At 46.6% G+C, this 26,792-nt stretch carries 29 protein-coding genes; 24 read left to right on the top strand and 5 right to left on the bottom strand.

All coding sequences use genetic code 11. The features are described 5' to 3' along the window. The first annotated feature begins 80 nt into the window (after positions 1–80). From rpoZ to recG, 4 genes are read left to right on the top strand one after another with little or no spacing between them, the layout of a single operon-like run. Complete coding sequence (gene rpoZ, locus IEV16_RS07275) at positions 81–359, top strand: DNA-directed RNA polymerase subunit omega (RefSeq protein ID WP_188365025.1); 279 nt, start codon at positions 81–83, stop codon at positions 357–359. A 39-nt stretch (positions 360–398) separates the two neighbouring features. Next, a complete protein-coding gene (locus tag IEV16_RS07270) occupies positions 399–2,585 on the top strand; it encodes a RelA/SpoT family protein (RefSeq protein WP_188365024.1) in 2,187 nt (728 codons plus the stop codon). Beyond that, positions 2,569–2,949 carry a RidA family protein gene (locus IEV16_RS07265; RefSeq protein ID WP_188365023.1) on the top strand — a complete coding sequence of 127 codons (381 nt, stop codon included), beginning with the start codon at positions 2,569–2,571 and terminating at the stop codon, positions 2,947–2,949. Before IEV16_RS07270 ends, IEV16_RS07265 begins: the two co-directional genes overlap by 17 nt. An 8-nt stretch (positions 2,950–2,957) precedes the next feature. Beyond that, positions 2,958–5,015, top strand: a complete 2,058-nt coding sequence (recG, locus tag IEV16_RS07260; RefSeq protein WP_188365022.1) for an ATP-dependent DNA helicase RecG — start codon at positions 2,958–2,960, stop codon at positions 5,013–5,015. Between the two features lie 3 nt (positions 5,016–5,018). On the opposite strand, the gene IEV16_RS07255 is transcribed toward recG, so the two are convergent. Both IEV16_RS07255 and IEV16_RS07250 read right to left on the bottom strand, forming a co-directional pair. Then, positions 5,019–5,300: a type II toxin-antitoxin system RelE/ParE family toxin gene (locus IEV16_RS07255; RefSeq protein WP_188365021.1), complete on the bottom strand. Its 282-nt coding sequence runs from the start codon at positions 5,298–5,300 to the stop codon at positions 5,019–5,021. Further along, the gene (locus IEV16_RS07250; RefSeq protein ID WP_229728286.1) at positions 5,284–5,568 is read right to left on the bottom strand and encodes a type II toxin-antitoxin system prevent-host-death family antitoxin; all 285 of its coding nucleotides are present in this window, start codon (positions 5,566–5,568) and stop codon (positions 5,284–5,286) included. Before IEV16_RS07250 ends, IEV16_RS07255 begins: the two co-directional genes overlap by 17 nt. Positions 5,569–5,653: 85 nt before the next feature. Between IEV16_RS07250 and IEV16_RS07245 the strand changes: the two genes are divergently transcribed. From IEV16_RS07245 to trpC, 5 genes are all read left to right on the top strand, one after another. Next, positions 5,654–6,379, top strand: a complete 726-nt coding sequence (locus IEV16_RS07245) for a glutathione S-transferase (protein ID WP_308611075.1) — start codon at positions 5,654–5,656, stop codon at positions 6,377–6,379. A gap of 70 nt (positions 6,380–6,449) precedes the next feature. Next, positions 6,450–7,925 (top strand): anthranilate synthase component I, encoded by a 1,476-nt coding sequence (trpE, locus tag IEV16_RS07240; RefSeq protein WP_188365020.1) that lies wholly within the window; start codon positions 6,450–6,452, stop codon positions 7,923–7,925. 64 nt (positions 7,926–7,989) lie between these two features. After that, positions 7,990–8,574, top strand: coding sequence for an anthranilate synthase component II (locus tag IEV16_RS07235; protein ID WP_188365019.1), 585 nt, complete (start codon positions 7,990–7,992; stop codon positions 8,572–8,574). A 9-nt stretch (positions 8,575–8,583) separates the two neighbouring features. Beyond that, entirely contained in the window at positions 8,584–9,624 is a 1,041-nt protein-coding gene (gene trpD, locus IEV16_RS07230; protein WP_188365018.1) for an anthranilate phosphoribosyltransferase, read from the top strand. Next, the gene (gene trpC / locus IEV16_RS07225) at positions 9,617–10,426 is read left to right on the top strand and encodes an indole-3-glycerol phosphate synthase TrpC (protein WP_188365017.1); all 810 of its coding nucleotides are present in this window, start codon (positions 9,617–9,619) and stop codon (positions 10,424–10,426) included. The genes trpD and trpC overlap by 8 nt, the downstream gene beginning before the upstream one ends. Here trpC and IEV16_RS07220 read toward each other — a convergent pair. Further along, entirely contained in the window at positions 10,412–10,783 is a 372-nt protein-coding gene (locus IEV16_RS07220) for a hypothetical protein (RefSeq protein ID WP_188365016.1), read from the bottom strand. The two genes, trpC and IEV16_RS07220, sit on opposite strands and share 15 nt — an antisense overlap. 152 nt (positions 10,784–10,935) lie before the next feature. On the opposite strand from IEV16_RS07220, the gene IEV16_RS07215 reads away from it, so the two are divergent. Both IEV16_RS07215 and IEV16_RS07210 read left to right on the top strand, forming a co-directional pair. After that, positions 10,936–12,141, top strand: coding sequence for a YihY family inner membrane protein (locus tag IEV16_RS07215; protein WP_188365015.1), 1,206 nt, complete (start codon positions 10,936–10,938; stop codon positions 12,139–12,141). Continuing rightward, entirely contained in the window at positions 12,138–12,701 is a 564-nt protein-coding gene (locus tag IEV16_RS07210) for a TlpA family protein disulfide reductase (RefSeq protein ID WP_188365014.1), read from the top strand. Before IEV16_RS07215 ends, IEV16_RS07210 begins: the two co-directional genes overlap by 4 nt. 157 nt (positions 12,702–12,858) lie before the next feature. On the opposite strand, the gene queG is transcribed toward IEV16_RS07210, so the two are convergent. Beyond that, on the bottom strand, positions 12,859–13,926 hold the full coding sequence (queG, locus tag IEV16_RS07205; protein WP_308611073.1) for a tRNA epoxyqueuosine(34) reductase QueG: 1,068 nt from the start codon (positions 13,924–13,926) through the stop codon (positions 12,859–12,861). Positions 13,927–13,960: 34 nt separating this feature from the next. Here queG and IEV16_RS07200 point away from each other — a divergent pair, with 34 nt between their 5' ends. From IEV16_RS07200 to IEV16_RS07175, 6 genes are all read left to right on the top strand, one after another. After that, entirely contained in the window at positions 13,961–15,394 is a 1,434-nt protein-coding gene (locus IEV16_RS07200) for an NAD(P)H-hydrate dehydratase (RefSeq protein WP_188365013.1), read from the top strand. A gap of 17 nt (positions 15,395–15,411) precedes the next feature. After that, positions 15,412–15,825 (top strand): secondary thiamine-phosphate synthase enzyme YjbQ, encoded by a 414-nt coding sequence (locus tag IEV16_RS07195; protein WP_188365012.1) that lies wholly within the window; start codon positions 15,412–15,414, stop codon positions 15,823–15,825. Positions 15,826–15,998: 173 nt separating this feature from the next. Further along, the gene (tsaE, locus tag IEV16_RS07190; protein ID WP_188365011.1) at positions 15,999–16,415 is read left to right on the top strand and encodes a tRNA (adenosine(37)-N6)-threonylcarbamoyltransferase complex ATPase subunit type 1 TsaE; all 417 of its coding nucleotides are present in this window, start codon (positions 15,999–16,001) and stop codon (positions 16,413–16,415) included. 91 nt (positions 16,416–16,506) lie between these two features. Beyond that, positions 16,507–17,802, top strand: coding sequence for an N-acetylmuramoyl-L-alanine amidase (locus IEV16_RS07185; protein WP_188365010.1), 1,296 nt, complete (start codon positions 16,507–16,509; stop codon positions 17,800–17,802). 42 nt (positions 17,803–17,844) lie between these two features. After that, positions 17,845–18,120, top strand: coding sequence for a hypothetical protein (locus tag IEV16_RS07180; protein ID WP_188365009.1), 276 nt, complete (start codon positions 17,845–17,847; stop codon positions 18,118–18,120). Between the two features lie 135 nt (positions 18,121–18,255). Further along, the gene (locus IEV16_RS07175) at positions 18,256–18,963 is read left to right on the top strand and encodes a PepSY domain-containing protein (protein ID WP_308611071.1); all 708 of its coding nucleotides are present in this window, start codon (positions 18,256–18,258) and stop codon (positions 18,961–18,963) included. A gap of 1 nt (position 18,964) precedes the next feature. Here the strand turns inward: IEV16_RS07175 and IEV16_RS07170 are convergent, their stop codons facing one another. Continuing rightward, the gene (locus IEV16_RS07170; protein ID WP_188365007.1) at positions 18,965–19,525 is read right to left on the bottom strand and encodes a MarR family winged helix-turn-helix transcriptional regulator; all 561 of its coding nucleotides are present in this window, start codon (positions 19,523–19,525) and stop codon (positions 18,965–18,967) included. A gap of 113 nt (positions 19,526–19,638) precedes the next feature. On the opposite strand from IEV16_RS07170, the gene IEV16_RS07165 reads away from it, so the two are divergent. The 7 genes from IEV16_RS07165 (at position 19,639) to IEV16_RS13500 (ending at position 26,782) form a co-directional block, all read left to right on the top strand. After that, positions 19,639–20,187: a carboxymuconolactone decarboxylase family protein gene (locus IEV16_RS07165; RefSeq protein WP_229728285.1), complete on the top strand. Its 549-nt coding sequence runs from the start codon at positions 19,639–19,641 to the stop codon at positions 20,185–20,187. A gap of 21 nt (positions 20,188–20,208) precedes the next feature. Beyond that, positions 20,209–20,652 carry a DUF4399 domain-containing protein gene (locus IEV16_RS07160; protein ID WP_188365006.1) on the top strand — a complete coding sequence of 148 codons (444 nt, stop codon included), beginning with the start codon at positions 20,209–20,211 and terminating at the stop codon, positions 20,650–20,652. Then, entirely contained in the window at positions 20,642–20,911 is a 270-nt protein-coding gene (locus tag IEV16_RS07155) for a DUF2024 family protein (protein ID WP_188365005.1), read from the top strand. Before IEV16_RS07160 ends, IEV16_RS07155 begins: the two co-directional genes overlap by 11 nt. A 52-nt stretch (positions 20,912–20,963) precedes the next feature. Beyond that, a complete protein-coding gene (locus tag IEV16_RS07150) occupies positions 20,964–21,746 on the top strand; it encodes a hypothetical protein (protein ID WP_188365004.1) in 783 nt (260 codons plus the stop codon). A 168-nt stretch (positions 21,747–21,914) separates the two neighbouring features. Further along, positions 21,915–24,650: a M16 family metallopeptidase gene (locus tag IEV16_RS07145; protein WP_188365003.1), complete on the top strand. Its 2,736-nt coding sequence runs from the start codon at positions 21,915–21,917 to the stop codon at positions 24,648–24,650. 68 nt (positions 24,651–24,718) lie between these two features. Beyond that, on the top strand, positions 24,719–26,113 hold the full coding sequence (locus tag IEV16_RS07140) for a M28 family peptidase (protein ID WP_188365002.1): 1,395 nt from the start codon (positions 24,719–24,721) through the stop codon (positions 26,111–26,113). Between the two features lie 534 nt (positions 26,114–26,647). Beyond that, positions 26,648–26,782, top strand: coding sequence for a hypothetical protein (locus tag IEV16_RS13500; protein ID WP_268234409.1), 135 nt, complete (start codon positions 26,648–26,650; stop codon positions 26,780–26,782). Positions 26,783–26,792 lie beyond the last annotated feature (10 nt).

Raw genomic sequence — 26,792 nt, 5'->3', positions numbered from 1 at the left:
GCTTTTGGCCATAATAATTTTGAAAATAATTCCCGCTTCGATTAAAATGCGCGATTGCGCAAAATATTTCAGGAAATAATATGGCACGAGTAACCGTAGAAGACTGTTTAGAAAAAGTACCCAATCGTTTTGATTTGGTGACCATGGCATCCAAACGCGCGCGTTTAATTGCCAATGGCCAGGAGCCGATGGTGGAAGAAGAAAACGACAAACCCACCGTGTTGGCACTGCGTGAGATTGCCGAGGGTAAAATCAACAATGATGTCCTGGCTGAATTGGAACTGGAAGCGAAGCGGGCCAAAGAGTTAGAGGCCTGGAATGCCGCTGCTGAGACACAGGACAATGAAGATAACGAGTAAGGTCGCTTCAGATATCACCTGTCTTCGAGGGTGTCGGATGTGACGACAACACAATTGTCCCACACCTCCGACACCATGGGCCATAAATTGGTCCAGGCTGCTTTTAAAAAACTCAAAGAAAATACCAACCTCTACCTCAACGACGAGGAAAAATCTGCCCTTCGTAAAGCCGTCCATTACGGCGCTTATGCCCACGAAAAGCAAATCCGCAAATCGGGCGAGCCTTATATCAGCCACCCCATTATTGTGGCGGCGATTTTGGCCGAAATGCGGGTTGATATTGATACCTTGATTGCCGGTGTGTTGCACGACACCATCGAAGACACCGAAGTCAGTTATGAGGATCTGGTCACCGAATTCAATGCCGATGTGGCCCATTTGGTTGAAGCCGTTACCAAACTGGACAAATTAAAGTTTAGAAACTTTAAGGAAGCGCAGGCAGAAACATTCGTTAAAATGTTGTTTGCCATGTCTGATGATGTGCGTGTCATCATCATAAAACTGGCCGATCGCCTGCACAATATGCGCACCATCGATGCCATGAGTCGTTCCGGACAAAAACGCATATCCCAGGAAACCATCGATGTGTATGCGCCGATTGCCGAACGCATCGGTTTAAAGCACATGCAAAAGGAATTGGAAGATCATGCCTTCAAGGCGCTGCACCCCAATCGATACAAACAAATTGTCACCGGCGCCAAAGAAATGGCCGGTCACCGAAAAAAGGCGATTGAGAAAATCTGCAAGAACATTGAAAAAGCCTTGTTGGATGCCTCTATGGTGGCTGACGTCAGTGGCCGTCAGAAAGCACCCTACAGTATTTACAAGAAAATTAAATCTAAACAACTGACCCTGGAAGAGGTGCACGACTTGTTCGGGGTGCGCATTATTGTTTCAGAGCTGCATCAGTGTTATTTGGCGCTGGGTGTCATTCATAACCTTTATCCGCCCAGTGAAAACGGCTTTAAAGATTATATTGCGGTGCCCAAACAAAACGGTTACCAGTCCATACACAGCATTGTCACCGGGCCCTACGGCTTAAAACTGGAAATTCAGATTCGCACCCAAAACATGGACGAAATGAGCGAAGCCGGGGTGGCTGCTCACTGGATGTATAAACAAAAATCAGCGCAGTCCACCGCTTCACTCAACAAGGTGCGCAGTTGGCTCGGATCTCTTTTGCGTTTGCAGGCAGATTCAGGCAGTTCGCTTGAATTTTATGAAAACTTTAAATCCGATTTGGGGCTGGATGAAATCTACGTGTTTACCCCCAAGGGTGATATCGTGCAGCTACCGATTAAATCCACAGCCATGGATTTTGCCTACGCCATTCACACTTCGGTGGGGTCGCATGCGGTCAGTGCGGTGGTCAATGGTGAAGCAACAACCTTATCAAAAGTCCTGGAAACCGGTGATACGGTGAGCATCAAAACAGCCAAAGGTTTAACCGTAACAGCTGATTGGCTCGGGGTGGTGGTGACCAGTAAGGCGCGCACGGCGATTCGCAAAGAACTCAAAGACATCAAGGATGAGGATGCCTTATTATTGGGTCATCGTATGCTGGATCGGGCGCTGGATACCTTTGGTCATTCTTTTGAGGCGCTGGATGCCAGAACCATCAAAAAAGTCCTCAAAGAATACCAGTTAGACAGCATGGATGATTTGTTAAAGTCATTTGCCTATGGCCAGTTGTTGCCTTCCATTGTGGCCAGAAAACTACTGCCATTGATGAAAAAACGCAAACTTGATAAAGACTATCAGCCCAAAGAAGCCCTGGTTATTGATGGTACGGAGGGTTCAATCGTGAACTATCCGCATTGTTGTTTTCCTCTCCCGGGCGATGAAATCACCGGTTATTTAAGTCCCTCAAAAGGCGTGGTGATTCACCGCAGTCAATGCGTTAATCTCCTGGAAACCCTGAAAGACAGTCCCGAGCGATCTGTGAAATGCCAGTGGAATGTGGATCCTTCGGGTATGTTTAAAACCAAACTGATGGTTGATGTGATTAACCGCACCGGCGTTTTGGCGAACTTGGCTTCCCTGATTGCGGCAGAAGATGTTAATATTGTCACCATCGATCAGGTGGACAAAGAAGGCGGTTTTTCACAATTAAACTTTGTGGTGGAAGTCGAAAACAAAGGGCAGGCCACCCAACTGATGAAGCGCCTCCAGCGCCACACTGAAGTTCTTAATGTTAAGCGGGTCTATCATGAAAAAAATCATTAATACCGACAAAGCGCCGGCAGCCATCGGCACTTATTCACAGGCGGTGGTTCACGCGGGAGTTCTCTACACTTCCGGACAAATTCCCATTGATCCCGACAGCGGTGAAATGTTGGGTCCTGATTTTAAGCAGCAAGCACACCGGGTTTTCCAAAACCTCCAGGCAGTGGCGCAGGCGGCGGGAACTGATTTGCAACAGGCTTTGAAACTGACTGTTTTTTTGCAGGATTTAAATGATTTTGCGGCTTTGAATGATGTCATGAGTGGTTATTTAAGCGAACCCTATCCGGCACGTGCAGCCATCCAGGTGGCCCGTTTACCCAAAGATTCACTGATTGAAGTTGATGCCATCATCGCCATGCCCTGAGGCGGCAGATGGTACATCTTTCTGACCTAAAAGGCATTGGACCGGCAGCGGTCGATAAACTCAAACAACTGAATATTGAATCGGTACTGGATTTGCTGTTCCATCTGCCTTTGCGCTATGAGGACAAAACCCGAATAACGCCCCTTGACCGTGTGCAGGCTTTTCAGCGGACTTTGGTTGAAGGCGAGATCACCAAAAGCTTTGTCGTTCAGGGTAAGCGACCGATTCTGGTGTGTGAGGTTGCAGATGAACAGGGCGTCATACAACTGAAATTCTTTAATTTTTATTATTCTCAGAAGATCAAAATGTGCGCCGGCAAACGGATTCGTGCCTATGGTGAAGTCAATCAGGGTCTGCACGGTCCGGAGATGATTCATCCCGAGTTCTGGCTTGAACAGGCCATTCCGCCACTCAACGAGCGACTCACCGCGGTTTATCCGAAATCCGAAGGGTTGCAACAAAAGCGGTTACAAAACGCCGTTCAACAAGCCCTGGGTTTATTAATAGACGGCCGCTTAAATGTGTCTGAATTACTACCTGAAGAATGGTTGCAAAAAGCCCGGTTGCCAGATTTGCAAACGGCTTTAGAAGTGGTGCACCAGCCGCCGCCGGATGTGGATATGCAGGCTCTTATGACAGGTCAACATCCAAGTCAACAGCGCTTAAAAATTGAAGAAATGGTCAGTCACTTCCTGGCGCTACAGGCCATTCGTGAACAACGGCAGCAACACCGGGCAACACCGCTTTGTCTCAGTATAAACCAAAAACAACAATTTTTAGCACGGCTGCCTTTTACCCTAACCGCTGCACAAAAGCGGGTGCTTAATGAAATCAGCATGGATCTGGCCAAAACATGTCCGATGCAACGCCTGATTCAGGGCGATGTTGGCAGCGGTAAAACAGCGGTGGCCGCCGGTGCCATCGAACATGCCTTAGCCGCAGGCAAACAAGCGGTGTTCATGGCACCAACGTCCATTTTGGCCGAGCAGCACCGCCTTACTTTGGCCGAATTTTTTCCGCATGAAAACATGGCTTTTTTATCCGGTCGTCTGAAAACCGCAGAACGTCGTGAGCAACTGGATAAGATAGCGGATTCCGCTGCTGTCATTATCGGTACCCATGCTTTATTTCAGGATGACGTGGTTTACCGCGATCTGGCGTTGGTGATTATTGATGAGCAACACCGTTTTGGCGTGCATCAGCGACTGTCCTTGAAAGCCAAAGGCGCGGACCATAACAACAGTCTGCCGCATAGCCTAATTATGACCGCCACCCCGATTCCCCGGACATTAGCGCAAGTGGCTTACGCTAATCTGGATGTGTCGGTGATTGATGAACTGCCACCAAACCGCCAAAGCATCAACACCACCTTACTGGATAACAAAAAAATGCCACAACTGGCCGAACGCATTGAAGCCGCCTGCCAGCGCGGTGAGCAGGCCTATTGGGTCTGTACGTTGGTGGAGGAGTCCGAGCATTTACGCGCCAAAGCCGCTGAAAATACTTTTGAAGAGCTCAAAGACTGGTTTCCAGGTTTGAAGATTGGTTTGGTCCACGGCCGGTTAAAGGATGATGAGAAAACCGCCGTGATGGCAGACTTTAAAGCCGGCAATATTCAATTATTGGTGGCCACCACCGTTATTGAGGTTGGTGTTGATGTGCCCAATGCCACCTTAATGGTGATTGAAAATGCCGAACGCCTGGGTTTGTCACAATTACACCAGTTACGTGGCCGGGTGGGGCGCGGCACTCGCCAATCCCATTGTGTGCTGATGTACCAGGCACCTTTGAGCCAAAATGCCCAAACCCGGCTGTCCACCATGCGTGATACCAACGATGGCTTTGAAATCGCCAAAACTGATCTCAAACTGCGTGGTCCCGGCGAAATCCTCGGCACCCGCCAAAAAGGCGCCATGGAATTTCGTTTGGTCAATGTCGAGACCGACAAAGACCTGTTTAAACAAGCCAGAGAACTGGCCGAATTCATGCAAAAAAACCACCCGGAACAATGCCATGCCTTAATTCACCGCTGGCAACGCCAGGCCGCGACTTTGGCGAAAGTTTGATTTTTACAAATGTTGGATATAATCCATCTCATTGCCTAATACACGCACAATATGAATGGTTGATTTTTGAATTCTATAGAAGATGATATGCTCTTTAACGGAATACTTAAGATAACCGGGACGTATGTAATTAATATTAACGCCAATCTCGGGGTTTTCCGCAATATTTTTAAAGGCTTCATCTAAATAATTATCTGCTTGAATCGCACCCCAGTTTCCACAAGAATATATCCAAATATCGATTAAATCCTGCTCGGCCTGGTGTTGTTTATGAATCCTGTGCATCAGCCATTTGTTTTCTTGCTTTTTCTTTGATGGCTTGGATATCAAGTTCACCGGCATCACCACTTAATTCACCTTCAATCAATGCGGCCCGTAAGTTTTGTTTTTTCATCTGCTGATAGTCTGTGTCCGACAAAATGACGGCAACAGGTTTGCCGTTTTTGGTGACTTGGACTGGTGATTTTTGAGAACGGAGAATAAGTTCGCCAAATTCTTGTTTGGCTTGCGTGGCTGTTATGGTGTTTTCCATGGTGTTTTTGATAAAGTTCAATGTGTCTATTTTAATCAAAATAGACAAAATAACCAATATTATTAAGGTGCTCTCTAACAATCATATTAATTGTCTGCAGATATATATGGCCAGACCTTATGCTAAAATGGATACTTTTTTGGACACCGGAATGATTACTTTACACCACCTGGAAAACTCCCGATCGCAGCGTATTTTATGGTTACTGGAGGAGCTTGATTTAGAGTATGAAATTAAGCATTATGCGCGCGATGAAAAGACCCAGCTGGCACCGCCGGAATTAAAACAAGTGCATCCCCTGGGCAAATCGCCGGTATTAGAAGATAAAGGCAGGATGCTGGCGGAATCGGGCTGTATTATCGATTATTTGTGCCGAAAATACGGCAAGGACTGGTTGCCACGACGTAATAGTGGCGCTTATACCGATTGTCAGTTCTGGCTGCATTATGCCGAAGGCAGTGTGATGCCGCCACTGTTGATGCAGCTGGTGTTTGATAAAGTTAAAACCGCACCCATGCCGTTTTTTATCCGGCCCATCGCCAAAGGTATTGCGGATAAAGTGTTGAGCAGTTTTGTCCACCCAAACATTAAAACCCATTTTGATTTTATCGAGCAGCATTTAAGCGATAAAAAATGGTTTTTAGGTAATGACATCAGTGCGGCGGATATTCAAATGTCCTTTCCCCTGTCGGCCGCCTTATCGCAGCAACAAAAACTGGCAGATAATTACCCCCATATCACAGCCTGGGTGAAGCGTTTTCAAGCCCGGCCGGCGTATCAAAGGGCCTTAGAACAGGGCGGTGAATACGACTATGAATTAAAATCAAAATGATAAATTCACTAAGACCGTTGACCCGTGATTGAATCACGGTAAACTAAGCCTTTTTAAATGCTTTACATTCATGCTATCAGCTGAGCAATTTAACAACTACGCCCAAGCCGGTTACAACCGCATTCCACTGTATCGCTGCGTGTCAGCAGATTTGGACACGCCGTTAAGCGCATGGCTGAAGCTCGCCAATGGTCCGCATACTTTTTTACTGGAATCAGTGGAAGGCGGTGCCCGTTGGGGGCGCTACTCGATTATTGGCTTGTCCGCTGATATGCGTTTTCATATTTCCGGTCGTGAGGTGCGAGAGTTTAATTACAATGAAATGGTGGACAGTTATCAGACTGAAGATATGCTGACCACGGTGGAAGCCATTAAAAATCGTTATAAAGTACCTGATATTGATGAATTGCCCGGCTTTTCCGGCGGACTGGTGGGTTATATGGGCTATGAAACCATTGAGCATATCGAACCGAAACTGGCCGGATTGGCGCCACCGGATACTTTGGACATACCGGATATTCATATGATGCTGGCCGAATCCGTGGCTGTTTTTGATAATCTGGCCGGTAAAGTGTGGCTGATTGAGCATGTGAATCCAAGCCATGAACATGCCTATGCACGCGGTCGCAAACGCTTGGAAGAACTGGTGCATCGATTGCGCTCAGGCAGCACCGGCTATGCGGAAATGATCAATCCCGACAGTATCGATACCACCGATTTTAAAACCGGCTTTAGCGAAGATGAATTCAGCCGGGCGGTGAAACAATGTAAGGCGTACATCGAAGCCGGCGATATTATGCAGGTGGTGTTATCACAACGTATTACCACTGAGTTTAAGGCCCGGCCCCTGGACGTCTATCGGGCTTTACGCGCTTCAAACCCAAGTCCTTATATGTACTTTATGGATTTTGGTGATTATCAAGTGGTGGGCTCATCACCTGAAGTTCTGGTGAGGCGGATTGACAATGAAGTCACCTTACGACCCATTGCCGGGACCCGACCGCGCGGTAAAGATGAAGCAGAAGACAAGACGTTAGAAGCTGAATTGTTGAATGACCCGAAAGAACTGGCCGAGCATCTGATGCTGATTGATTTGGGTCGCAATGATCTGGGGCGGATTGCTGAAATTGGTACGGTAGAACTTAAAGATAAAATGGTGATTGAACATTACTCTCATGTCATGCATATCGTGTCGGAAGTCCGGGCTCAACTCAAGAATGGCTTAAGCAATGCCGACATTATTAAAGCCGTGTTCCCTGCAGGCACTTTGTCCGGTGCCGCTAAAGTCCGCGCCATGGAAATTATTGCCGAACTGGAAAAAGTTAAACGCAATGTCTATGCCGGTGCGGTTGGTTATTGGGGCTGGCACGATGATATGGACATGGCCATCGCCATCCGTACCGCCGTGATTAAAGATCAGCAACTGCACATCCAGGCCGGTGCCGGCATCGTCGCCGACAGCGTACCCGAAAATGAATGGCAGGAAATTATGAACAAAGCCCGTGCGGTGATTAAAGCGGTGGCGCAGGCATCTGACGGGTTTTAATGTCAGTTTATGTCAGTGGTGGTTTTTTTTCGGTACAATGCTTGTTTTTTTGTTGGATTAAGCGATGCTGTTAATGATCGATAACTATGATTCGTTCACCTATAACCTGGTGCAGTATTTCGGTGAGCTGGGCCAGCAGGTGGAAGTTTATCGCAATGACGAAATTACCGTGGATAAGGCGCTGGCTTTAAAGCCTGATCATGTGGTGATTTCGCCGGGGCCTTGTGATCCGGATAAGGCGGGCATTTCTATGGATATGATTCGCGCTTGTCAGGGAAATATTCCATTACTGGGTGTATGTCTTGGGCATCAGAGTATCGGTCAGGTATTTGGTGGTGAAGTGGTGCGGGCGAAAACCATTATGCACGGTAAAATCTCAAAAATTCATCATCATAACAGTGATGTTTTTAAGGGGCTGGATAATCCTTTTAACGCCACAAGATATCATTCTCTGGTGGTGGCGCAAGACAGTCTGCCCGATTGTCTGGAGGTCACGGCCTGGACTGAAAATCCCGATGGCAGTTTGGAGGAAATCATGGGATTTCGTCACAGAGAATACGCCATCAGCGGTGTCCAGTTTCACCCTGAAAGTATACTTACTGAGCACGGCCATCAGATGCTTAAAAATTTCATTAATCAAAATCAGTAAAAATATTTTATGTCAAAAACCGCAATACAAGACGCTTTGGACCTGTTGGGTGATGGTCATGCCATGCCCGAGGGTATGGTCACCGATGTGATGAACCAGATTATGGATGGCGAGGCCACCCCGGCTCAGATTGGTGGCTGGCTGATGGCGATGAAAATTCGCGGTGAAACGGCACCACAAATCACCGAGGCGGTGAATGTCATGCGTCAAAGGGCCACCCGGGTTAATTGTGATTGTACCGATATCATCGATACCTGCGGCACCGGCGGTGACGGTAAAGGTGTGTTTAATGTGTCCACCGGTACCGCATTTATTGCGGCGGCGGCCGGTTGTCCTGTGGCCAAACACGGTAACCGGTCGGTGTCGTCAACCACCGGCTCAGCGGATGTCCTGGAAGCCGGCGGCATGTATTTGGATTTGACCCCACAACAGGTCGCGAGGTGTATTGAAACCCTAAACATCGGCTTTTTATTTGCGCCGGCCCACCATGGTGCCACCCGACATGCGGTACTGCCACGCAAAGAGTTAGGCGTGCGGACGCTGTTTAATTTACTGGGCCCCCTGACTAATCCGGCAGGCACCAAACGCCAGGTGATTGGGATTTTTTCCAAAGACTGGATGCGACTGGCGGCCGAGGTGATGCACAATGTGGGTTCTGAGCATGTGCTGTTTGTCCATTCCCATGATGGCATGGATGAGATTTCATTGTCAGCGCCCACCTATTTGTGTGAGCTGAAAAATGGCGTGGTCACTGAATACAGTGTACAACCTGAGGATTTTGGTATTGCGCAACAGGACATGACACCTCTGGTTGTTAACAGTGCTTCGGAAAGTTTACATTTGATTCGCAATGCCTTGTCAGGAAAGCCCGGACCTGCAGCAGACATATTGGCGTTGAATGCGGGCGCTGCGATTTATGTGGCCGGGCAAGTCAGCAGCATGGTCGAAGGCGTCAAACAAGCGCAAAATATTTTGAATTCCGGTAAAGCCTGGACCGTGTGGCAACAACTGGCTGAATTAAGCCAACAAATGGAGCGTCAACATGGCTGATCGATTGGCTGAAATTATGCGCAGTAAATCGTCGGAAGTGACGGCCTTAAAGGCAACTGTTAGCGTGAAGGATCTGGAGGATCAAATTCAGGCCTTTAAAGCGAATGAACAGTTTGTACCGCGCCGATATTTTATTCGTGCCTTACAGGATAAAATCAAAGAAAACAAACCTGCTGTCATTGCAGAAGTTAAAAAAGCCTCACCATCAAAGGGGGTTATTCGTGAAGATTTTGATCCCAAAACCATTGCTTTGAATTATCAACAAGGTGGCGCTGCCTGTTTGTCGGTGTTAACCGATACACCTTATTTTCAAGGTCATGATGATTATTTAATGGTGGCGAAACAAGCCACGGATTTGCCGGTTTTACGTAAAGATTTTATCATTGATCCCTGGCAGATTTACCAGTCCAAAGCCCTCGGTGCCGATTGTATTTTACTGATTGTGGCCTGTTTAAGTGATGCGGACTTAATGCATATGACATTATTGGCACAGGATTTGGAGATGGATGTGTTGATGGAAGTGCACGATGAAGAAGAATTGCAACGGGCTTTGAAAACCCCGACACAGTTAATCGGCATCAATAACAGGAATTTAAAGACCTTTGAAACGGACATTGCCACCAGTGAGCGCTTAGTGAAACACATGGATGAAGGGCGTTTGGTTGTGAGTGAAAGCGGTATTGGCCATCATGAGGATATCACGCGCCTACAAGCGGTCGGCATTCATTGCTTTTTGGTGGGTGAGTCTTTAATGCGCCAGCCACAACCCGGTGTGGCGTTACAAGAATTAATGAGCGGTTAAATTAATCAGATCATACAACTCGCGGTATCTCTCCAGTCTATATATGGTGACTTGCATCTCTGTGCCGGCGGTTCTTCTTTGGCAATAACCATTGGGACTGCAGCGCCAGCGTTCAGCGCCATCCCGGGTGGTTAAATCCAACAAATATTCAAATTCAGCCGCCGCATTGTTGGCTTCATGACGATCATGAAATAACTGGCTGATGGTTTTTAACTGCTTTGAATCCTGCGTTTTAAAAACGGTTTCAAAACGCTCATTGATGGCGGCAAAGTGGGTGAGTTTAGGTGGACTTTGACCACAGCTTGCCAAAACCAGTATAAAACCCAAGAGAATTAATTGAGCGTGTCTATTTTTCATAATTATCCCCTGTTTACCCCACACAGTGGGTTGATAAAACCACCCATGACTCAATTAATATAACACAAAATTAATTTCTGCGCCATGAATAGCGACGTCGATATAAAAGGCCAAAGATGTGATAAGATAAACTTTAAAAATAGACAGAACTCATGGCTGACTACCAACGTTTACGCGATAATTCTAAATATTTTATTCAGGAGCTTTTCAGGCGCTATATCCAGGATGAGGTGGCGTTGGCGGCCGGATCACTGGCTTATACCTCGTTGTTGGCCTTGGTGCCTTTGATGGCGGTACTGGTTACCGTTTTTTCGGCGATGCCTTTGTTTGAAGACGCTTCTGAGATGTTACAGGATTTTATTTTTCAGAACTTTGTGCCCACAAGCGGTGAAATTCTGCAAACCCATATCCTGGGTTTCGTTGAAAAAGTCAGAAGCTTAACCGTGACCATGTTTTTGGCGGTGTTTGTAACCTCCTTGTTGTTGATGCAAACCATGGAAAAAGCCCTCAACCGTATTTTTGCCACCAAACCATCCGGTCGGTTTATGAAAAAAGTGCTCATGTACTGGGCGGTGTTGACCATGGGGCCTTTGCTGGTGGGTGGCGGGATTGCCATGTCATCCAGTGTTTTGCAGTATTCAGCTTTTGCCGGTGCCAAGACCTTTTTGTTAAAAGTGATGCCGGTATTGGCTTCGACCGTTGGTTTTTTTCTGATTTATCTGGTGGTGCCCAACACCAAAATTAAATGGCGGCATGCCCTGGCCGGGGCGGTTTTTGCGGCCATTTTATTTGAACTGGCTAAACTGGCGTTTACCTTCTATGTAACAAAAATCCCCACCTATGAAAAAGTGTATGGCGCTTTAGCCACTGTGCCGCTGTTTTTAATTTGGCTCTATGTGTCCTGGAATATTATTCTCCTGGGCGGCACCATGACTGCGACGTTATCCAGTTCAAAATGGCGGGTGCGAACCCGTCAATACCGCACCGAACAGCGCTTTGTTCTGTTGTTGGCGATTTTAAAAATGTTGCGTCAGGCCCATATAAAAGGCGAGACTCTGAATTATCAGACCATGGCAGACCAACTGTCTTTTGTGCCGGATAATGAATTGTCCGCCCAATTGTGCTGGTTGCAGGATGAGCACTTTATCAGCCTCGATAATGAAGGCGAGTATTTACTACAAAAAGATTTAAGCCGACTATCGGGTCGCGAATTTTATAAAAAAGGAAATTATAAAATTCCGTTGGAAGCGGATGCCTATTTTGCGGAATTTCAATCAATCCTTGATGAATTCTGGAAACCTAAGGATAATCTCCTGTCTCAATCGATGGATTCAATTCTGGAGCAAACCGAACAATGAAAATAATCTCCCTTGCGCTGGCGGTGGTTTTTTTAAGCGCTTGTCAATCGCCCGAAAATGACCAAAGTACCACGCAAAATGTACAAAGCAAACAACAACCCACTGAACCACAGGAAAATGTTGCGAACGAAGCCGCTTCAGACTTAGTTCAGGACGGCAAGTCAGGCCCTTTGAACTTTACCTTAAACAATCTCTCCGGTGAACAGGTACAAGCGGCTGATTACCGGGGACAATGGCTGATTTTAAATTACTGGGCCACCTGGTGTGCGCCTTGCCGGGATGAAATACCTGAGTTGGTGCGTTTTCAAAATGAACATGACAATGTGCAAATTCTGGGCATTGCTTACGAAGATGCCCCGGTCGAAAAGTTGCAGAATTTTGCCGCTGATTTTAACGTCAATTATCCTTTATTAACGATGGATATTTATGACCCGCCGGCATTTGCCGCTGAAGGTGGATTGGGCTTGCCAACCACCATCGTGTATACACCTGAAGGCATGCGGCATAAAAAACACATGGGACCGATTGATTACAAGGGTCTGCAGGCATTGATTGAATAAGAAAACATGGTCTTCAACTTAAATGATGTTGATTTTTTGTTTTGGTTTTTTCTCACAGACACTGGATGCCGGCCTTCGCCGGCAAGGATTTGAGTCAATTTAATTTCTGACAAAACCGGAATATAAATTCACCAAGAACAGGCGCATTGAGCAACAATCATTGAGCGTGCTGTTTAAGGGCCCATTCGATGTGTTCTTTAACCATGTCCGAGACACTGTCGCGCTTATTGGTCAAAGCCTCAACAATGGCCGGTTCGGTTACCGCGTTACCCAAGGCCACGGCTAAATTGCGTTGCCAGGACGCATAGCCGATACGTCTGATTGGTGAGCCTTCGGTTTTCTTTAGGAACTCATCTTCAGTCCAGGCAAATAATTCCAGCAGCTCAATGTCGTCTAATTGTTGTCGTGGTGAAAAATCCGATTCTTGGGATTTTTGGGTGAATTTATTCCACGGGCACACCATCTGGCAGTCATCACAGCCGTATATCCGGTTACCGATGGCGCTACGCAGGTGCTCTGGAATGGCACCTTGGTTTTCGATGGTGAGATAAGAAATACACCGACCGGCATCGATTTGAAACGGTGCCACAATGGCGCCGGTAGGGCAGGCGGGTATGCAAGCCGTACAACTACCACAATGAAAATCGTGGGCTTCATCCGTCGGTAATGGTATATCGGTATAAATTTCGCCCAGGAAAAAATAGGATCCGGCTTTCGGGTTAATCACATTGCTGTGTTTACCAATCCAACCAAGCCCGGCTTTTTCAGCGATGGCTTTTTCCATTACCGGGGCTGAATCTGAAAACACCCGATACCCCAATTCACCCACTTCGTTTTCGATTCTTTGTGCCAGCTTTTTGAGTTTATTACGCATCAGCTTATGGTAATCACGGCCCAGGGCATAGCGTGACACGGCGGCTTTTTGGGTTTCTTTGAGGGCTTGTTGATAGGGTTTAACGTCGGTGTCCATGTAGTTTAAGCGAGCCGAAATAATACGTACCGTACCGGAAACCAGTTGTTCCGGGTGGTAGCGCTTTTCACCGTGTTTGTGCATATAATCCATATCTGCATGGAAGCCTTTGGCCAGCCAGCGATTCAAATGTTCACCGGCTTCAGTTAAATCAATGTCACTGACGCCCACCTGAGAAAAACCGATTTCTTGCGCCCATTGATCGATGTCGCTTTTTAATTGGCTGTAGTCCATTTGTTGTTGGGGCGTGTTCACTGGTAAAATCTTGGTTTTAATCAATTCAATAACAATGCAGCCATTGTACCGCAGTCAACAGACCAAGCCAATTGATGCCGCTGCCGCTGATTATTTACAGATTGATTCTTATCAGTTGATGCAGCGGGCGGCTCTGGCGGTTTATCGTCATTTGCCGGATTGTGAAACCCTGTTGGTGGTCACCGGTCCGGGGAACAATGGTGGTGATGGCTGGGTGCTGGCGGAACTGGCACGCCAGGACCATAAAAAGGTGCTGGTCTGGGCTTTGCAAAAACCAGCGACTTTGAGCGGTGATGCCGCCAAAGCGGCTGAAGATTATCAGGGCGAAGTGGTTTATGCCGCACCTGCTGAGCCCGATCAGTTCGACGTGGTGGTGGATGCCCTATTCGGCACCGGTTTAAGTCGCGCCCCGGGCGGACTTTATCAAGATGCCATCGAATATATAAATCAGTGTCAGGCCAAAGTATTGTCGGTGGATATTCCCAGTGGTTTAGTCGGTGACACCGGTGTGGCGTATATACCGACAGTACAGGCAGATAAAACCGTGGCAATTTTAAATATGATGCCCGGTCATATCACCGCCGATGGTCGGGATTATTGTGGTGAATTAATATTGGACAGATTGGCGGTTCCTGAACGTGTATATGCTGACATCGATCCGTCGGCTTATGTGTTGAAGCAAGCCATGCTGAATCTTTTAAAGCAAGCACGAAAGCACAACAGCCATAAAGGCAGTTACGGCCGGCTATTGGTTGCCGGCGGTCAACATGGCATGCTCGGAGCGGTTTTACTCTGTGGGACTGCGGCCCTGGTTTCAGGGGCCGGTCTAATACAGCTTATCACCACCCAAGAGCAGGCGCCGTGGGTACCGGTACATCGACCTGAGCTTATGGCCTTGGGTTTTACCGGCAGCGAACATCAGATACATATTCCACCTGCCGATGTCCTGATTTTGGGCATGGGATTGGGCTCCTCGCAGTGGTCAAAAGCTTTGTGGCAGCAATTGATGACCGCCAATATACCCACCGTATTGGATGCCGATGGTTTGAATTTACTCGCAGATTGTGATGAGGCCGCTGATTCAATTGCCGTGATGACACCGCACCCGAAAGAAGCCGCACGTTTGTTAAATTGCGCTGTTAAAGACATTCAGGCTGACCGAATCAAAGCCGTTGAGACCTTGGCCAAACGTTATCAATGTGTGGTGGTTTTAAAAGGGTCCGGCACCATCATCAGTGATGGCGAAGAAAATTTTATTTGCCCCTATGGCTCGGCTGATTTAGCCACTGCCGGCACCGGCGATGTCCTCGCCGGTATGATTGGTGGTTTAATGGCGCAAGGTTTTTCAGCGCTGCAATCCGCGCAGATGGCGGTGGTCTGGCATGCCTTGACTGCAGACCATTGCGCTTTAGGTCGTTGCTTAACCGCAAGCGATTTAATTCGCCACTTACCGGAAGTTTTAATATAACTGATATCTTAGCAATTATGAAACAAACAACACTGTCTATAGACACCCCCGGCCGGGGTTATTACCTAATTACTGACCAAATTAATTCTGCCATAAAACCCTTATTAACGCATGATGATGTGGGTTTACTGCATGTTTTTTTAAAACACTCCTCGGCCGGATTAACCATCAACGAAAATGCCGATCCCACGGTGCGCGAAGATTTTAAAGCCTTTGAAGAGCATTTGGTGCCGCGTGATTTTCCCTATCAGCACAATTATGAAGGCAGTGATGATATGCCGGCACACATCAAGTCGTCTTTAATGGGCTGCCAGCTCACCCTTCCGATAACCAATGGCCGGTTGAACTTAGGTGTCTGGCAAGCGGTGTATTTGTGTGAACATCGAGATCGAGCGCATCAACGTCGTATAGTTTTAACACTGCAATGTTAGTATGAGACCTCTGTATAAGTCTGGGTTATTGAAAAAATGATTGAAATTCTGAAGTTCAAGGCAGGAAACGCAAGTAATAGCAAGGCTATTGCTCAGTTTTCTAACGCAGAAATTCAGGATTTCAGACATTTTTACTTAATTCACGACTTATGCAGAGGTCTCAGTATGTAATTATGATTCAGGGAAATTATGATATTGACCAATTGGCTGATTTGAAGCAGCTAAGCCGGCAATTTTTGAATGCGCTAAAGGTCGGTGACGTGGTATTTTTAAGCGGTGATTTAGGGGCTGGTAAAACCACCTTTACCCAATTGTTATTACAGGCCGCCGGCGTCACGGAGCCGGTCAAAAGCCCCACCTATGCCTTATACAATCACTACCGGATTGCGGATAAATCTTTTATTCATATGGATTTATACCGTCTCAGTGACCCTGAAGAACTCTATTTTATTGATATTGAGTGGATTCTCAATGGTCACCATATCGTACTGATTGAATGGCCGTCCAAGGGCGACGGTGTGTTGCCCAAAGCAAATTGGCATTTGAACTTTGATTGGGCAGGGGGCAACAGGACCTTAACAATTACATAAGCTAATCAAGCTATCTGATTGATTTTAGTCAGAAACCACTTGAAGTTACCTGATTTTATGATTAAACTTTAGTCGATTATTGGGTGAAATCATGGTGAAGAAGTCAATTTTACAACGGGTATTCTGCATAACTGCGTTTTTAGTGGCCTCACAAGCCACAGCGAAAACAGCGGATATTGAAAGTGTGCGCGTGTGGAGCGGTCCGGATCATACCCGGGCTGTTTTTGACCTCAGTGCCCAGGCTGACTATAAATTATTTCAACTGGATAATCCGCCACGGGTGGTGATTGATGTGGACGCCGGGCGATTAAAAAGCAATTTAGATTTACCCAAAAACCGTGATATCAAAGGCATCCGTTACAGCGAAAATAAAGAGCGGGTTCGTCTGGTGTTGGATTTAAATAAGGATTTTAAACCCAAAAGTTTTCTGCTCAAGCCCACCGGTAAATACGGCCACCGCCTTGTGGTTGATTTAAATCACCAACAGGAACAACCACACAAAACCATCGAACAGATTGTGTCTGAAAACCGCGATGTGCTGATTGCCATTGATGCGGGGCACGGCGGTGAAGACCCCGGTGCCATTGGTGCTTCAGGAACCTATGAAAAAGAAGTTACCCTCAAAATAGCCAGAGCGCTTGAGAAAAAAATCAATGCCCAAAAGGGCATGAAAGCCATGGTGATTCGTGATGGGGATTATTACATTAAGTTGCGAGATCGTTTTAAAAAAGCCCGTGATCACCGTGCTGATTTATTCGTCTCAATCCATGCCGATGCGTTTCACAGTTCCGAGGTCAATGGCGCCAGTGTCTATGTCTTATCCCAGCGCGGTGCCAGTTCCGAAGCCGCTAAATGGCTGGCCGATTCTGAAAATCAGGCTGACTCCATTGGTGGGGTAAAAATTGAAGACAAACGCGATATGCTGTCACAAGTGCTTTATGATTTATCTCAAAATGCAGCCATGGAAGAAAGTCATAAAGCAGGCCAAGCGGTATACAGTGCCCTAAAAAACAAAGTGAAATTACATGGCCGCGGCTTTGGTCAGGCAGCCTTTATCGTGCTGAAATCTCCGGATGTGCCATCCATGCTCATTGAAACCGGTTATATCAGTAATCCCGATGATGAAAAAAACCTCAAAAGTCCGGCCCATATCGATAAATTAACCACCCAAATCACATCCGGTATTCAAAATTACTTCTATCAAAGTCCACCGCCCAGAACCTGGATTGCCACGCAGTCTAAAGCCAAAAAACATGTGGTTCAGTCCGGTGATACACTCAGCGCCATCGCCAGCCGCAACGGCACCAGTATCGACACCATTAAATCCATCAACAATAAAAACAACAACTCAGTGATGGTTGGTGAAGTGCTGTTTTTGCCGCAGTGATAAACACCTGAGAGTCTTCTTTCTTTTGGGCAATCATTCTCAATGATATTTTTCTCAGGTTTGATTGTTTATCTGTTTGCTCTATTTTTAATGGTGATGGGAATTCTGTGTTTCATACGTCCTGTACCGATTCAGCATTTTTTTGATTTATTTGCAGCGACTAAAAAAGCACATTTGATTGAACAGGCGATACGCTTGGTGGTGGGGTTTTCCTTAATTCATTTTGCTTCAGTGATAAATTACACCTGGTTTTTTCAGGTATTTGGTTGGCTTATTGTGATCACCAGTTTGTTGCTGATTGTGTTGCCCTGGCAATAGCATCAACAATTTGCACAATATGTGATTCCCTGTGTCAAAAGGCATTTAAAACTTTATGCATTGTTGTCGTTATTCCTGGCTGTGCTGTTACTTTATGCCATTTGGGCACCTAAAGATTGGATATAATAAAAACCTATGGCTATGCGATTGCGAATAATAACGCGAAAAGTTCACAAATGGATGGGTTTGCTGTTAGCGATACAAATTCTTTTGTGGTTTTTGAGCGGCTTTTTAATGAGTTTTATGCCGATTGAAGAGATTCACGGTGACCATATACTGCAGACTACTGACCGTAAAGCCGTGTCTTTTCAGCCGGAAACCTTACAGGCTTTGTCAGCGAACATCAGTACACCCATCAAATCTGTGCAGACAAAGTTATGGTTAGGTCAATCCATTATTGAGGTGACAACGCCTCATGAAGTTCTGCGCTTTTATGCCGATACCTTACAAGCCTTACCGGCCATTGATGAACAACAGGTTCGAAAAATCATCGCCCATCGTGTGTTGCCGCATTACGATATTAAAGTCATCCGCCATTTAAGCCAATTGCCCGCTGAAGCCCGGGGGCGGGACGCACCTTTGTGGCAGGTCAAATTATTGGGTGATGAGAATCCCACTATTTATATTTCTGCAGATACAGGGGAGATTGTGGCGGTTCGTACTGATCGCTGGCGTTTATTTGATTTTGTCTGGATGTTACATATCATGGATTATGATGAGCGCACGGATTTTAATCATCCACTGCTTTACCTGACAGCCTTGAGTGCTTTGTTGTTTACCATCAGTGGCATTATTTTACTGGTTTACGGATTGAAGCCTACCCGGAAAAAAAGACTGCCTTGAGTTAATCGCTTGATTTAGTCGAACCCTCAAATTCGTGCTCACGACATATCTTGAACTTATCCTGGTGCGGTAGGTATTCGCCGGTGAGTCCGCATTTAAATTTTTGATTGGTCGCCTTTTGGTGGTATTTGCAACTCAGACATTGACCGAAACCACTGTTGTGATGGTTAAGCTGCCATGCTTTTAATACCTTTTTAATACCGTCAACCAACTCCGGATCATCGTCTGGAATCTGCACCATTTTTTGCGTCATCTTCTGTAAACATTCCTGGCCTTTTTTCGTCAGAAAAAGGCGTATGACACGTTTGTCTTTTGTACAGGGTCTGCGTTCAATGTGGCCCGATTGTTCCATGATCTTCAGGGTTTGGGAAATACTGCCTTTGGTTTGACCTAAATAGTCACTGATGGCTTGCGCGGTATTGGAATAATCATTGCAAATGGATAAATATTGCAATATTTCCAGATTGACCAACTGAACGCCTTGTTCACTGGCCGCCTGGCGCATTTGGCTTATATACAATGATGACAGGCGTTCCAGCCAGATTTCAATATTATTCAGCATGTGTATATAGTATCGTAACTAAACTTTATTGACAAGGTAAATATTTTATGTATACTGGGCATATAGTTTAGATACTAAACTATAATTTATTAAACTTTTTTAATTGGAGAAAAATGATGAGCTATATTCCTTTAATCGAACCGTCCACCACCACCGGTGAGCACAGTCAAACATTCCAGCAAATTCAAGGTGCTTTCGGCACAGTCCCAAATATGTTTAAAGCCATTGGTCAATCATCAGCGGCTTTAGAAAGTATGTGGACATCCTTCGTGGCCCTGGGCAAAGGTCAGATTAACAGCCAATTGGGTGAGCAAGTGGCGGTCTTTATTGCCAACGTGAATCGATGTGAATATTGTTTAGCGGCACACACGCTGCTGGGTCAGAATGCCGGATTGTCATCGGATCAAATAAAAGCCGCTCAGGCGGGCCGTTCTGATGATGCCAGAACTCAGGCAGCCCTTGATTTTGCCGCAAAAATAGTCAAACAACGGGCACAGCTTTCTGAGCAGGACGTGGCTCAAGTCAAACAAGCCGGTTTCAGTGATGCCGAAGTGGCGGAATTGGTGGCGCATGTGGCGTTAAATATATTTACCAATTACACCAATGTGGCCCTGGCCGTACCGGTTGACTTTCCCCACGTGCAACTGATTCAAGCCGCATAGCGGCCATTACCGGATTTAATCATGAACAGTATCACAATGATGACAATCTTAGGGTTAACCGCATCGGCTGCCCTGGCAGAAGTGAGTGAGGTTGGCAAGGCTCAGGTGTATTTTGTGCATTTACAAGATGGCGCTGAAGTGAGCAGCCCTTTTCCGGTGGTGTTTGGTCTAAAAGGTATGGGGGTGGCCCCGGCAGGGGTTGATCCGACAGTCTTTAAACAGGTCGGTCATCACCACTTATTTATCAATCAGACCTTAACCGCTGATATGGCTGGTCAGGTGGTACCCGCAGATGACAGCCACCTTCATTTTGGTGGCGGCCAGACTGAAACCATGTTATCCCTGGCGCCGGGCAGGTATCAGTTGCAATTGGTGTTGGCGGATCCTTATCACAGAATCCATCAACCTGCGATTGCCTCGCCGGCCATCTCCATTACAGTGACAGGGGGTGATCATGAAGATTGATGTTTACGATTCCTTTGCGACCTCAAACCAGGGCCGATTAATGCACTTTGATGTGTTTGTTGAATCAGGCACATCGGCGCAACAAGCCCTGGCGTATGGGCAACAGTGGTTGTTATCAATCGGTGAATCTTCCGCCGGTTTAAAGCAGTCCCATTGTAACTTTTGCCATTCGGAGGCGGCCAACCCCGAAGTGGCGCATCACATTAAAAACCATGGGTATTTCATCTTGCAAATGGAAGGCTGCCCGGCACCCTATTAAACAATTAAATTTTATATGAACCTGCAATCTGTTGGTTCCACAGGAGACGATTATGAAAACAAAACAATTTAAATTAATCCCATTCACCGCAGCGGTGTTGTTGGCCATGACCATGGGCCTGATCAGCACGGTCTATGCCCACGGTGATCAGGCCAAGCAAAGCGAGAATAATCAGGCGATTAAAGCGGTTAAGGGTAACGCAAAACTGGCGGCTTTTGATATCGTGCATGCCAAAATTGAAGCCAGCGATCGCTGGCTCAACTTTGTGATGCAGGTCAGTGACCAGGCAGGAAAAACAAAACCCACACCGACCGGTAAGTTAGAAGGCAGCGATGTTTTTTCTTATGTGTGGCCGACCAAGATTAACAGTGATGTGGTCGGATTCGAAGCCGATCAGGGTATTTTATCCATGGCCATCACCTCACATCCGGATTTTGATGACACCCCCTTGTTCGATGAGAATGGTGATGGCAACTTGGGTAACGATGGAACCGTATGGCATTCCCATTGGGTGGTGCTGGTACCGGATGATGCCTGCGGTGAAGGGGCTTTAAAAGTCAAAGACATTCCTGCCGGCAGCACCCCGAAACTACCGATTACTTGGCCCGGTTTGCCCATTTTAATTGACAGCCCGGGCTACTCACCGGTGATTAATCAAAACCAAGTCAGTGTCCGGGTGCCCTTTAATAACGCCAAAGAATTAATTGGTGTGGCTTTTGATGGGGTGACATCGGGCCTGCGAGTCAATGAAAGCGCCCATGCCCCCTTACTGTGTGTGGTCGATGTGTTTGACGTGGCTTCCGGTGATTTGTCTTTACCGGGTCAAATTCAATAATTTATTGATTAAAAGACCTTTGCGTTATGCATCATTGGCAAAGGTCTTTTTGGGTAATGAATTCCCTGTGACTTTTGGCCTATTTTGCGGATTGTTCTGGGATTTTTATTTCAAATTGACGGGGATTGGTGTATTTTACATGGGTTTGATTTTATGAGAGGATAATTCATGTTACACAGAACACTGTTAATGATGTGTGTGGCGCTTTTGACTGTGGTCACCAGTGTCCAGGCCAAGTTACCCAAAGGGATTGAGAAAGTCACGTCGGTGGAAGGTATCACCGAGTATCAAATGGACAATGGTTTGCAGATTTTACTGTTTCCCGATCCGACCCAGGAAACCATCACGGTAAATATCACCTATCATGTGGGTTCCAAGCATGAAAATTACGGTGAAACCGGCATGGCACATTTGTTGGAGCATCTGGTGTTTAAAGGTACACCGAATCACCCCAATATTCCCAAAGAGCTGACCGATCGAGGGGCCGAGCCCAATGGCACCACCTGGACCGATCGCACCAATTACTTCGAAACCTTTAATGCCACCGAAGATAACCTCAAATGGGCTTTGGATTTAGAGGCCGATCGGATGGTGAATTCGTTTATCGCCAAAGAGGATCTGGACAGTGAAATGACGGTGGTTCGCAATGAGCTCGAAAATGGTGAAAACAGTCCGATTCGGGTTCTCATTGAGCGCTTGTTGTCGGTGTCTTATGACTGGCATAATTACGGCAAAAGCACCATCGGAGCCCGCAGCGATCTGGAAAATGTCGATATCAGTAATCTACAGGCATTCTACAAAAAATATTATCAACCGGACAACGCCACTTTGATTGTGGCGGGTAAAATTGATGAAGAAAAGACTTTAGAACTGATTAAAAAGTACTTTGGTAAACTGAAAAAGCCCAAGCGTGAATTAACCCCGCTTTATACCGAAGAGAATATTCAGGACGGTGAGCGGGTGGTGAGTGTACGTCGTCCGGGTGATGTTCAGGTGGTGGCCACTGCCTATAAAGTGCCGGCCGGTTCTGACCCCATGTTTCCTGCGGTGGAAGTGCTGACCTATATTATGGCGGATTCCAGTAGCGGGCGTTTACATGAGAATTTAGTGAAAAAAGAACTGGCAGCCAGTACATTTGGTTTCGCTTTTCAATGGGCCGAGCCCGGTGTGGTTAACTTCATGGCACAAGTGGCCAAAGACAAAGACCTCAGTGCTGCTGAAGAGGCCATGATTGCGACCATAGAAGGGGTGGCAGATAGTCCAATTACCGAAGAAGAGGTTAATCAAGCCAAGGCTGCTTTGATTAAACAATTTGAATTATCGTTTAATTCATCCGAGCGGATTGCCCTGAACTTAAGTGAATGGGTTGGTATGGGTGACTGGCGTCTGATGTTTTTAAACCGCGATCGTCTGGAGGCGGTTGATCAGGCACAGGTACAAAAAGCCGCGGAATCCTATTTGATTCAATCGAACCGTTCGTTAGGCCGGTTTATTCCAACCCAGGATCCGGTGCGGGCAGATTCCATTAAACGTTACTCTCAGGAAGAAATCAGCGCCATGGTGAGAGATTATGAAGGCCGTGAAGCGGTCGCCATGGGTGAAGATTTTGATCCGTCCTTTGACAACATCGATGCCCGCACGGAAAAAAGACAACTTGAACAAGGTACACCGGTGGTGTTGTTGCCGAAAAAAACCCGGGGTGAATCGGTGGTTTTACGGGTGCGCTTAGACATCGGTAATTTAGAAGATCTGCGCAATCAAGGTGTGGTTGGTGGGTTAACTGCCGATATGTTAGATCGGGGTACTGAAAATTACAGTCGTCAGGAACTTCAAACGGCTTTTGATGAACTCAAAGCCTCAGTCAGTGTATACGGCGGTGCCACCGGTGCCACCGCACGGGTCACCACCACCAAAGAAAATTTACCCAAAGTCATTGAGTTATTGAAAGAAGTGTTTCATAAACCGACCTTTGCCGACGATGAGTTACAGGTTCTTAAGCGCGAGCGCATTGTGGGCTTAGAGCAACAAAAACAACAACCGCAAACGCAAGTCTTCCGGACTTTAAGCCGGCATGTGTTCCCATACGAACCATCGAACCCAAATTATCAAATGCCGATTGATGATGAGATTGCTGCCATTGAAGCAGTGACTGTGGATGATTTAAAGCAATTTCATGCTGACAATTACGGTGCGCAAGCCGGTGAAATTGTGGTGGTGGGTGATTTTGATGAGGCCCCTGTGATGGCGGCATTGAATGATGTCTTTGGTAATTGGCAAAGTCAAAACCCCTATGATCGAATAGAAAATGAATATGTTGAGGTGGAAGCCATTAATCAATTCATCAATACCCCGGATAAAGCCGGTGCGGCATTTGGTGCCATGATGGCCTTACCAATGAGCGATGAACATCCCGATTATCCGGCGATGTTAATGGCCAATCAAATGTTGGGTGGCGGCTTTATCAGCAGCCGATTAGCCAATCGTTTGCGTCAGCAAGACGGTTTAAGTTACGGTGCCGGTTCTAATTTTAGAGCCGGAAGCTTTGACCCGGTGGGGACTTTTGTGGCTTATGCAATTTGTGCCCCTGAAAACCTGCCAAAAGTCGAGCAGGGTTTTAAAGAAGAGCTGCAAAAAGCCATCAATGAAGGCTTTACCGCTGAAGAACTGGCTGATGCCAAAAAAGCGGTGCTGGAAAACAATGTGTTAGATCGGGCCAAAGACGCTCGATTGGCTGGTACTTTACAGAGTAATATAGATCTGGAACGGACCATGCAATGGCAGAAAAATCTGGAGCAAAAGATTCGTGATTTAACGGTGGAAGAAGTCAATGCCGCCTTTAAAAAGCACATTGTTCCGGAAAAAATATCGATTGTCAAAGCCGGCGATGAAAGTAAAATAAAATAACTTCTGCGAGGTTATAAATAATCACAAAGCCCGAACTTGATTCGGGCTTTTTTGTAGAGAGTGTTAAGATGAAAAAAATATTATTGATAAGCCTAATCATGTCACTCAATGTCATGGCCGAGTCGGATCAATTTAATCCTGCTTTTTTACAGCAGTTAAAAGTGTTAAGAGACCAGGCGCTTGATAGTCAGTTGGCCTATGAGATTACCGAATCACTCACCACTGAAGTCGGCGCCCGTCTGGCCGGTAGTCCCGGTGATGCCAAAGCGGTGGCCTGGGCTCAGGCGAAGTTTAAAGAATTGGGTTTTGATCGGGTGATGACAGAACCTGTACCGCTTAAACGCTGGACCCGTGGTCAGGAAACGGCCCGAATACTCAGTCCATTTCCACACAATCTGGCCATAACGGCATTGGGTCGTACCCATCCCACGCCGGATGAAGGGATCACGGCTGAAGTGGTTCATTTTGCCACTTTGGCAGATTTACAAGCGGCTGATAAGTCAGAGGTCGCCGGTAAAATCACCTTTATCAGTGAACGCATGGTGCGCAGTCAGGACGGATCAGGTTACGGTAAAGCCGTGGCCGGACGTGGTTTAACCGCCCAGGTCACCGCCGCAAAAGGTGGTGTGGCAGCCATTATCAGATCCATCGGTACCGACAATAACCGCACACCGCATACCGGCGGCGCACGTTATGATAAAGACATTCCTTCGGTGCCGGCGGGTGCCATTTCCAATCCGGATGCAGACTTACTGGTAAATATGCTCAAGCGCAATAAACCGGTGACCTTACAATTAAAACTGACGTCCCATTGGGACGGGGATTACACCTCACAGAATGTGATCGGCGATATGTTGGGTTCTGAAAAGCCGGATGAGTACATTGTCATTGGTTGTCATCTCGATTCGTGGGACCTCGGTACCGGGGCTTTGGATGATGCCGCCGGTTGTGGTATTACCATGGCAGCGGCCAAATTAATCCATGACACAATCGGACCATTAAAGCGCACCATCCGTGTGGTTCTTTGGGCTAATGAAGAATACGGTATTTCCGGTGCCATCGCTTACCATGAAGCCCATAAAAATGAATTAAAGCAGCATATTCTGGGTGGTGAATCTGATTTAGGCGCGGATAAAATTTACGCACTTGGTACGCGTGTGGCTGAATCAGCGTTGCCGACCGTTGATACCATGATGTCCCTGTTAAAACCACTGGATATCGAGTATGCAGGTAACCAGGGCAGTTCCGGAGCTGATTTAATTCCCATGCGGCGCGCCGGTATGGCAGTGTTTGGTTTAAAACAAGATGCCAGCTCTTACTTCGATTATCACCACACCGCGAATGATACCCTGGATAAGATTAACCCTGAATCCATGGCGCAAAATGTCGCTGCCTGGATTGTAGTGACGGCCCTGGCGGCTGAAGCTGACCACGATTTTGGCTTTGGCTTAAGTGAAGAGTAATGGAGATTAAATGATGAACATAAATCAAAAGACCATCCATGAAGCCCAGTAATTGATATACGATGCCTGAGAGAATGATTCTGCAGCTGAACGAAAACGCTTGGCAAAATAGGCATTGGCCATAGATCCTTTGTGTTCGGATGCTTATCAGTTACTGGCTGAAGAAGCCGACTCGTTGAGCCGTGAAATTGAATAAGGTGTGTTCTTGGGACTTACGCTTCCGCTCCCAGCTCACGCAGCACACCTCCATCCAGAGCAGCAAGCCATTGAAAAGCATGAATTGATTTTAGAACTGAACGAAATGGATAATCTGGGCGTTCGTTACAATCTAATCAGCTAGTTGCTGATACAAAGAAAGCTGGATAAAGCCAAAGATTTAATCAAGCTTTATCCCGAAGACAGTGCGTTTATGCTATTCAGTGAATTTTTTTATGTATAGTCACTGGTGCCGATAAGAAAAAAATTAAGGCACTGTGGGAGCGCGCCCATGAGGCCAATCCTTATGTGATCGAGTATTTAACGTTTAACAAAACAATGTCCGAAGAAATGCCTGAGTTTTATCAGTTAGGCGAAGAAACAGAGGCCATTAATTATTTTTCTATGGCGTATGAATTGTGGCTTGGAGACAGCCAGATTATGTCACAACTTAAGCAAGTGGCGGACAGGTGAATAAGTGATT

Origin of the sequence: Marinicella pacifica, from assembly GCF_014636635.1 — a bacterium.
In the GTDB taxonomy this organism is placed as follows: domain Bacteria; phylum Pseudomonadota; class Gammaproteobacteria; order Xanthomonadales; family Marinicellaceae; genus Marinicella; species Marinicella pacifica.
Note: the sequence above shows the minus strand (reverse complement) of the source record. Positions and strands in the feature narration are given on the sequence as shown.

Bases quoted from the DNA above. Each gene is read 5' to 3' on its own strand.
- trpD (WP_188365018.1), top strand. From the start codon at position 8,584: ATGTCAAAAACCGCAATACAAGACGCTTTGGACCTGTTGGGTGATGGT.
- IEV16_RS07160 (WP_188365006.1), top strand. From the start codon at position 20,209: ATGAACAGTATCACAATGATGACAATCTTAGGGTTAACCGCATCGGCT.
- tsaE (WP_188365011.1), top strand. From the start codon at position 15,999: ATGATTCAGGGAAATTATGATATTGACCAATTGGCTGATTTGAAGCAG.
- IEV16_RS07175 (WP_308611071.1), top strand. From the start codon at position 18,256: ATGGCTATGCGATTGCGAATAATAACGCGAAAAGTTCACAAATGGATG.
- IEV16_RS07210 (WP_188365014.1), top strand. From the start codon at position 12,138: ATGAAAATAATCTCCCTTGCGCTGGCGGTGGTTTTTTTAAGCGCTTGT.
- trpC (WP_188365017.1), top strand. From the start codon at position 9,617: ATGGCTGATCGATTGGCTGAAATTATGCGCAGTAAATCGTCGGAAGTG.
- IEV16_RS07245 (WP_308611075.1), top strand. From the start codon at position 5,654: ATGGCCAGACCTTATGCTAAAATGGATACTTTTTTGGACACCGGAATG.
- trpE (WP_188365020.1), top strand. From the start codon at position 6,450: ATGCTATCAGCTGAGCAATTTAACAACTACGCCCAAGCCGGTTACAAC.
- IEV16_RS07150 (WP_188365004.1), top strand. From the start codon at position 20,964: ATGAAAACAAAACAATTTAAATTAATCCCATTCACCGCAGCGGTGTTG.
- IEV16_RS07170 (WP_188365007.1), bottom strand. From the start codon at position 19,525: ATGCTGAATAATATTGAAATCTGGCTGGAACGCCTGTCATCATTGTAT.
- IEV16_RS07165 (WP_229728285.1), top strand. From the start codon at position 19,639: ATGATGAGCTATATTCCTTTAATCGAACCGTCCACCACCACCGGTGAG.
- rpoZ (WP_188365025.1), top strand. From the start codon at position 81: ATGGCACGAGTAACCGTAGAAGACTGTTTAGAAAAAGTACCCAATCGT.
- IEV16_RS07200 (WP_188365013.1), top strand. From the start codon at position 13,961: ATGCAGCCATTGTACCGCAGTCAACAGACCAAGCCAATTGATGCCGCT.
- IEV16_RS07155 (WP_188365005.1), top strand. From the start codon at position 20,642: ATGAAGATTGATGTTTACGATTCCTTTGCGACCTCAAACCAGGGCCGA.
- IEV16_RS07255 (WP_188365021.1), bottom strand. From the start codon at position 5,300: ATGCACAGGATTCATAAACAACACCAGGCCGAGCAGGATTTAATCGAT.
- IEV16_RS07235 (WP_188365019.1), top strand. From the start codon at position 7,990: ATGCTGTTAATGATCGATAACTATGATTCGTTCACCTATAACCTGGTG.
- IEV16_RS13500 (WP_268234409.1), top strand. From the start codon at position 26,648: ATGTCCGAAGAAATGCCTGAGTTTTATCAGTTAGGCGAAGAAACAGAG.
- recG (WP_188365022.1), top strand. From the start codon at position 2,958: ATGGTACATCTTTCTGACCTAAAAGGCATTGGACCGGCAGCGGTCGAT.
- IEV16_RS07140 (WP_188365002.1), top strand. From the start codon at position 24,719: ATGAAAAAAATATTATTGATAAGCCTAATCATGTCACTCAATGTCATG.
- IEV16_RS07195 (WP_188365012.1), top strand. From the start codon at position 15,412: ATGAAACAAACAACACTGTCTATAGACACCCCCGGCCGGGGTTATTAC.
- IEV16_RS07265 (WP_188365023.1), top strand. From the start codon at position 2,569: ATGAAAAAAATCATTAATACCGACAAAGCGCCGGCAGCCATCGGCACT.
- IEV16_RS07185 (WP_188365010.1), top strand. From the start codon at position 16,507: ATGGTGAAGAAGTCAATTTTACAACGGGTATTCTGCATAACTGCGTTT.
- IEV16_RS07180 (WP_188365009.1), top strand. From the start codon at position 17,845: ATGATATTTTTCTCAGGTTTGATTGTTTATCTGTTTGCTCTATTTTTA.
- IEV16_RS07215 (WP_188365015.1), top strand. From the start codon at position 10,936: ATGGCTGACTACCAACGTTTACGCGATAATTCTAAATATTTTATTCAG.
- IEV16_RS07220 (WP_188365016.1), bottom strand. From the start codon at position 10,783: ATGAAAAATAGACACGCTCAATTAATTCTCTTGGGTTTTATACTGGTT.
- IEV16_RS07145 (WP_188365003.1), top strand. From the start codon at position 21,915: ATGTTACACAGAACACTGTTAATGATGTGTGTGGCGCTTTTGACTGTG.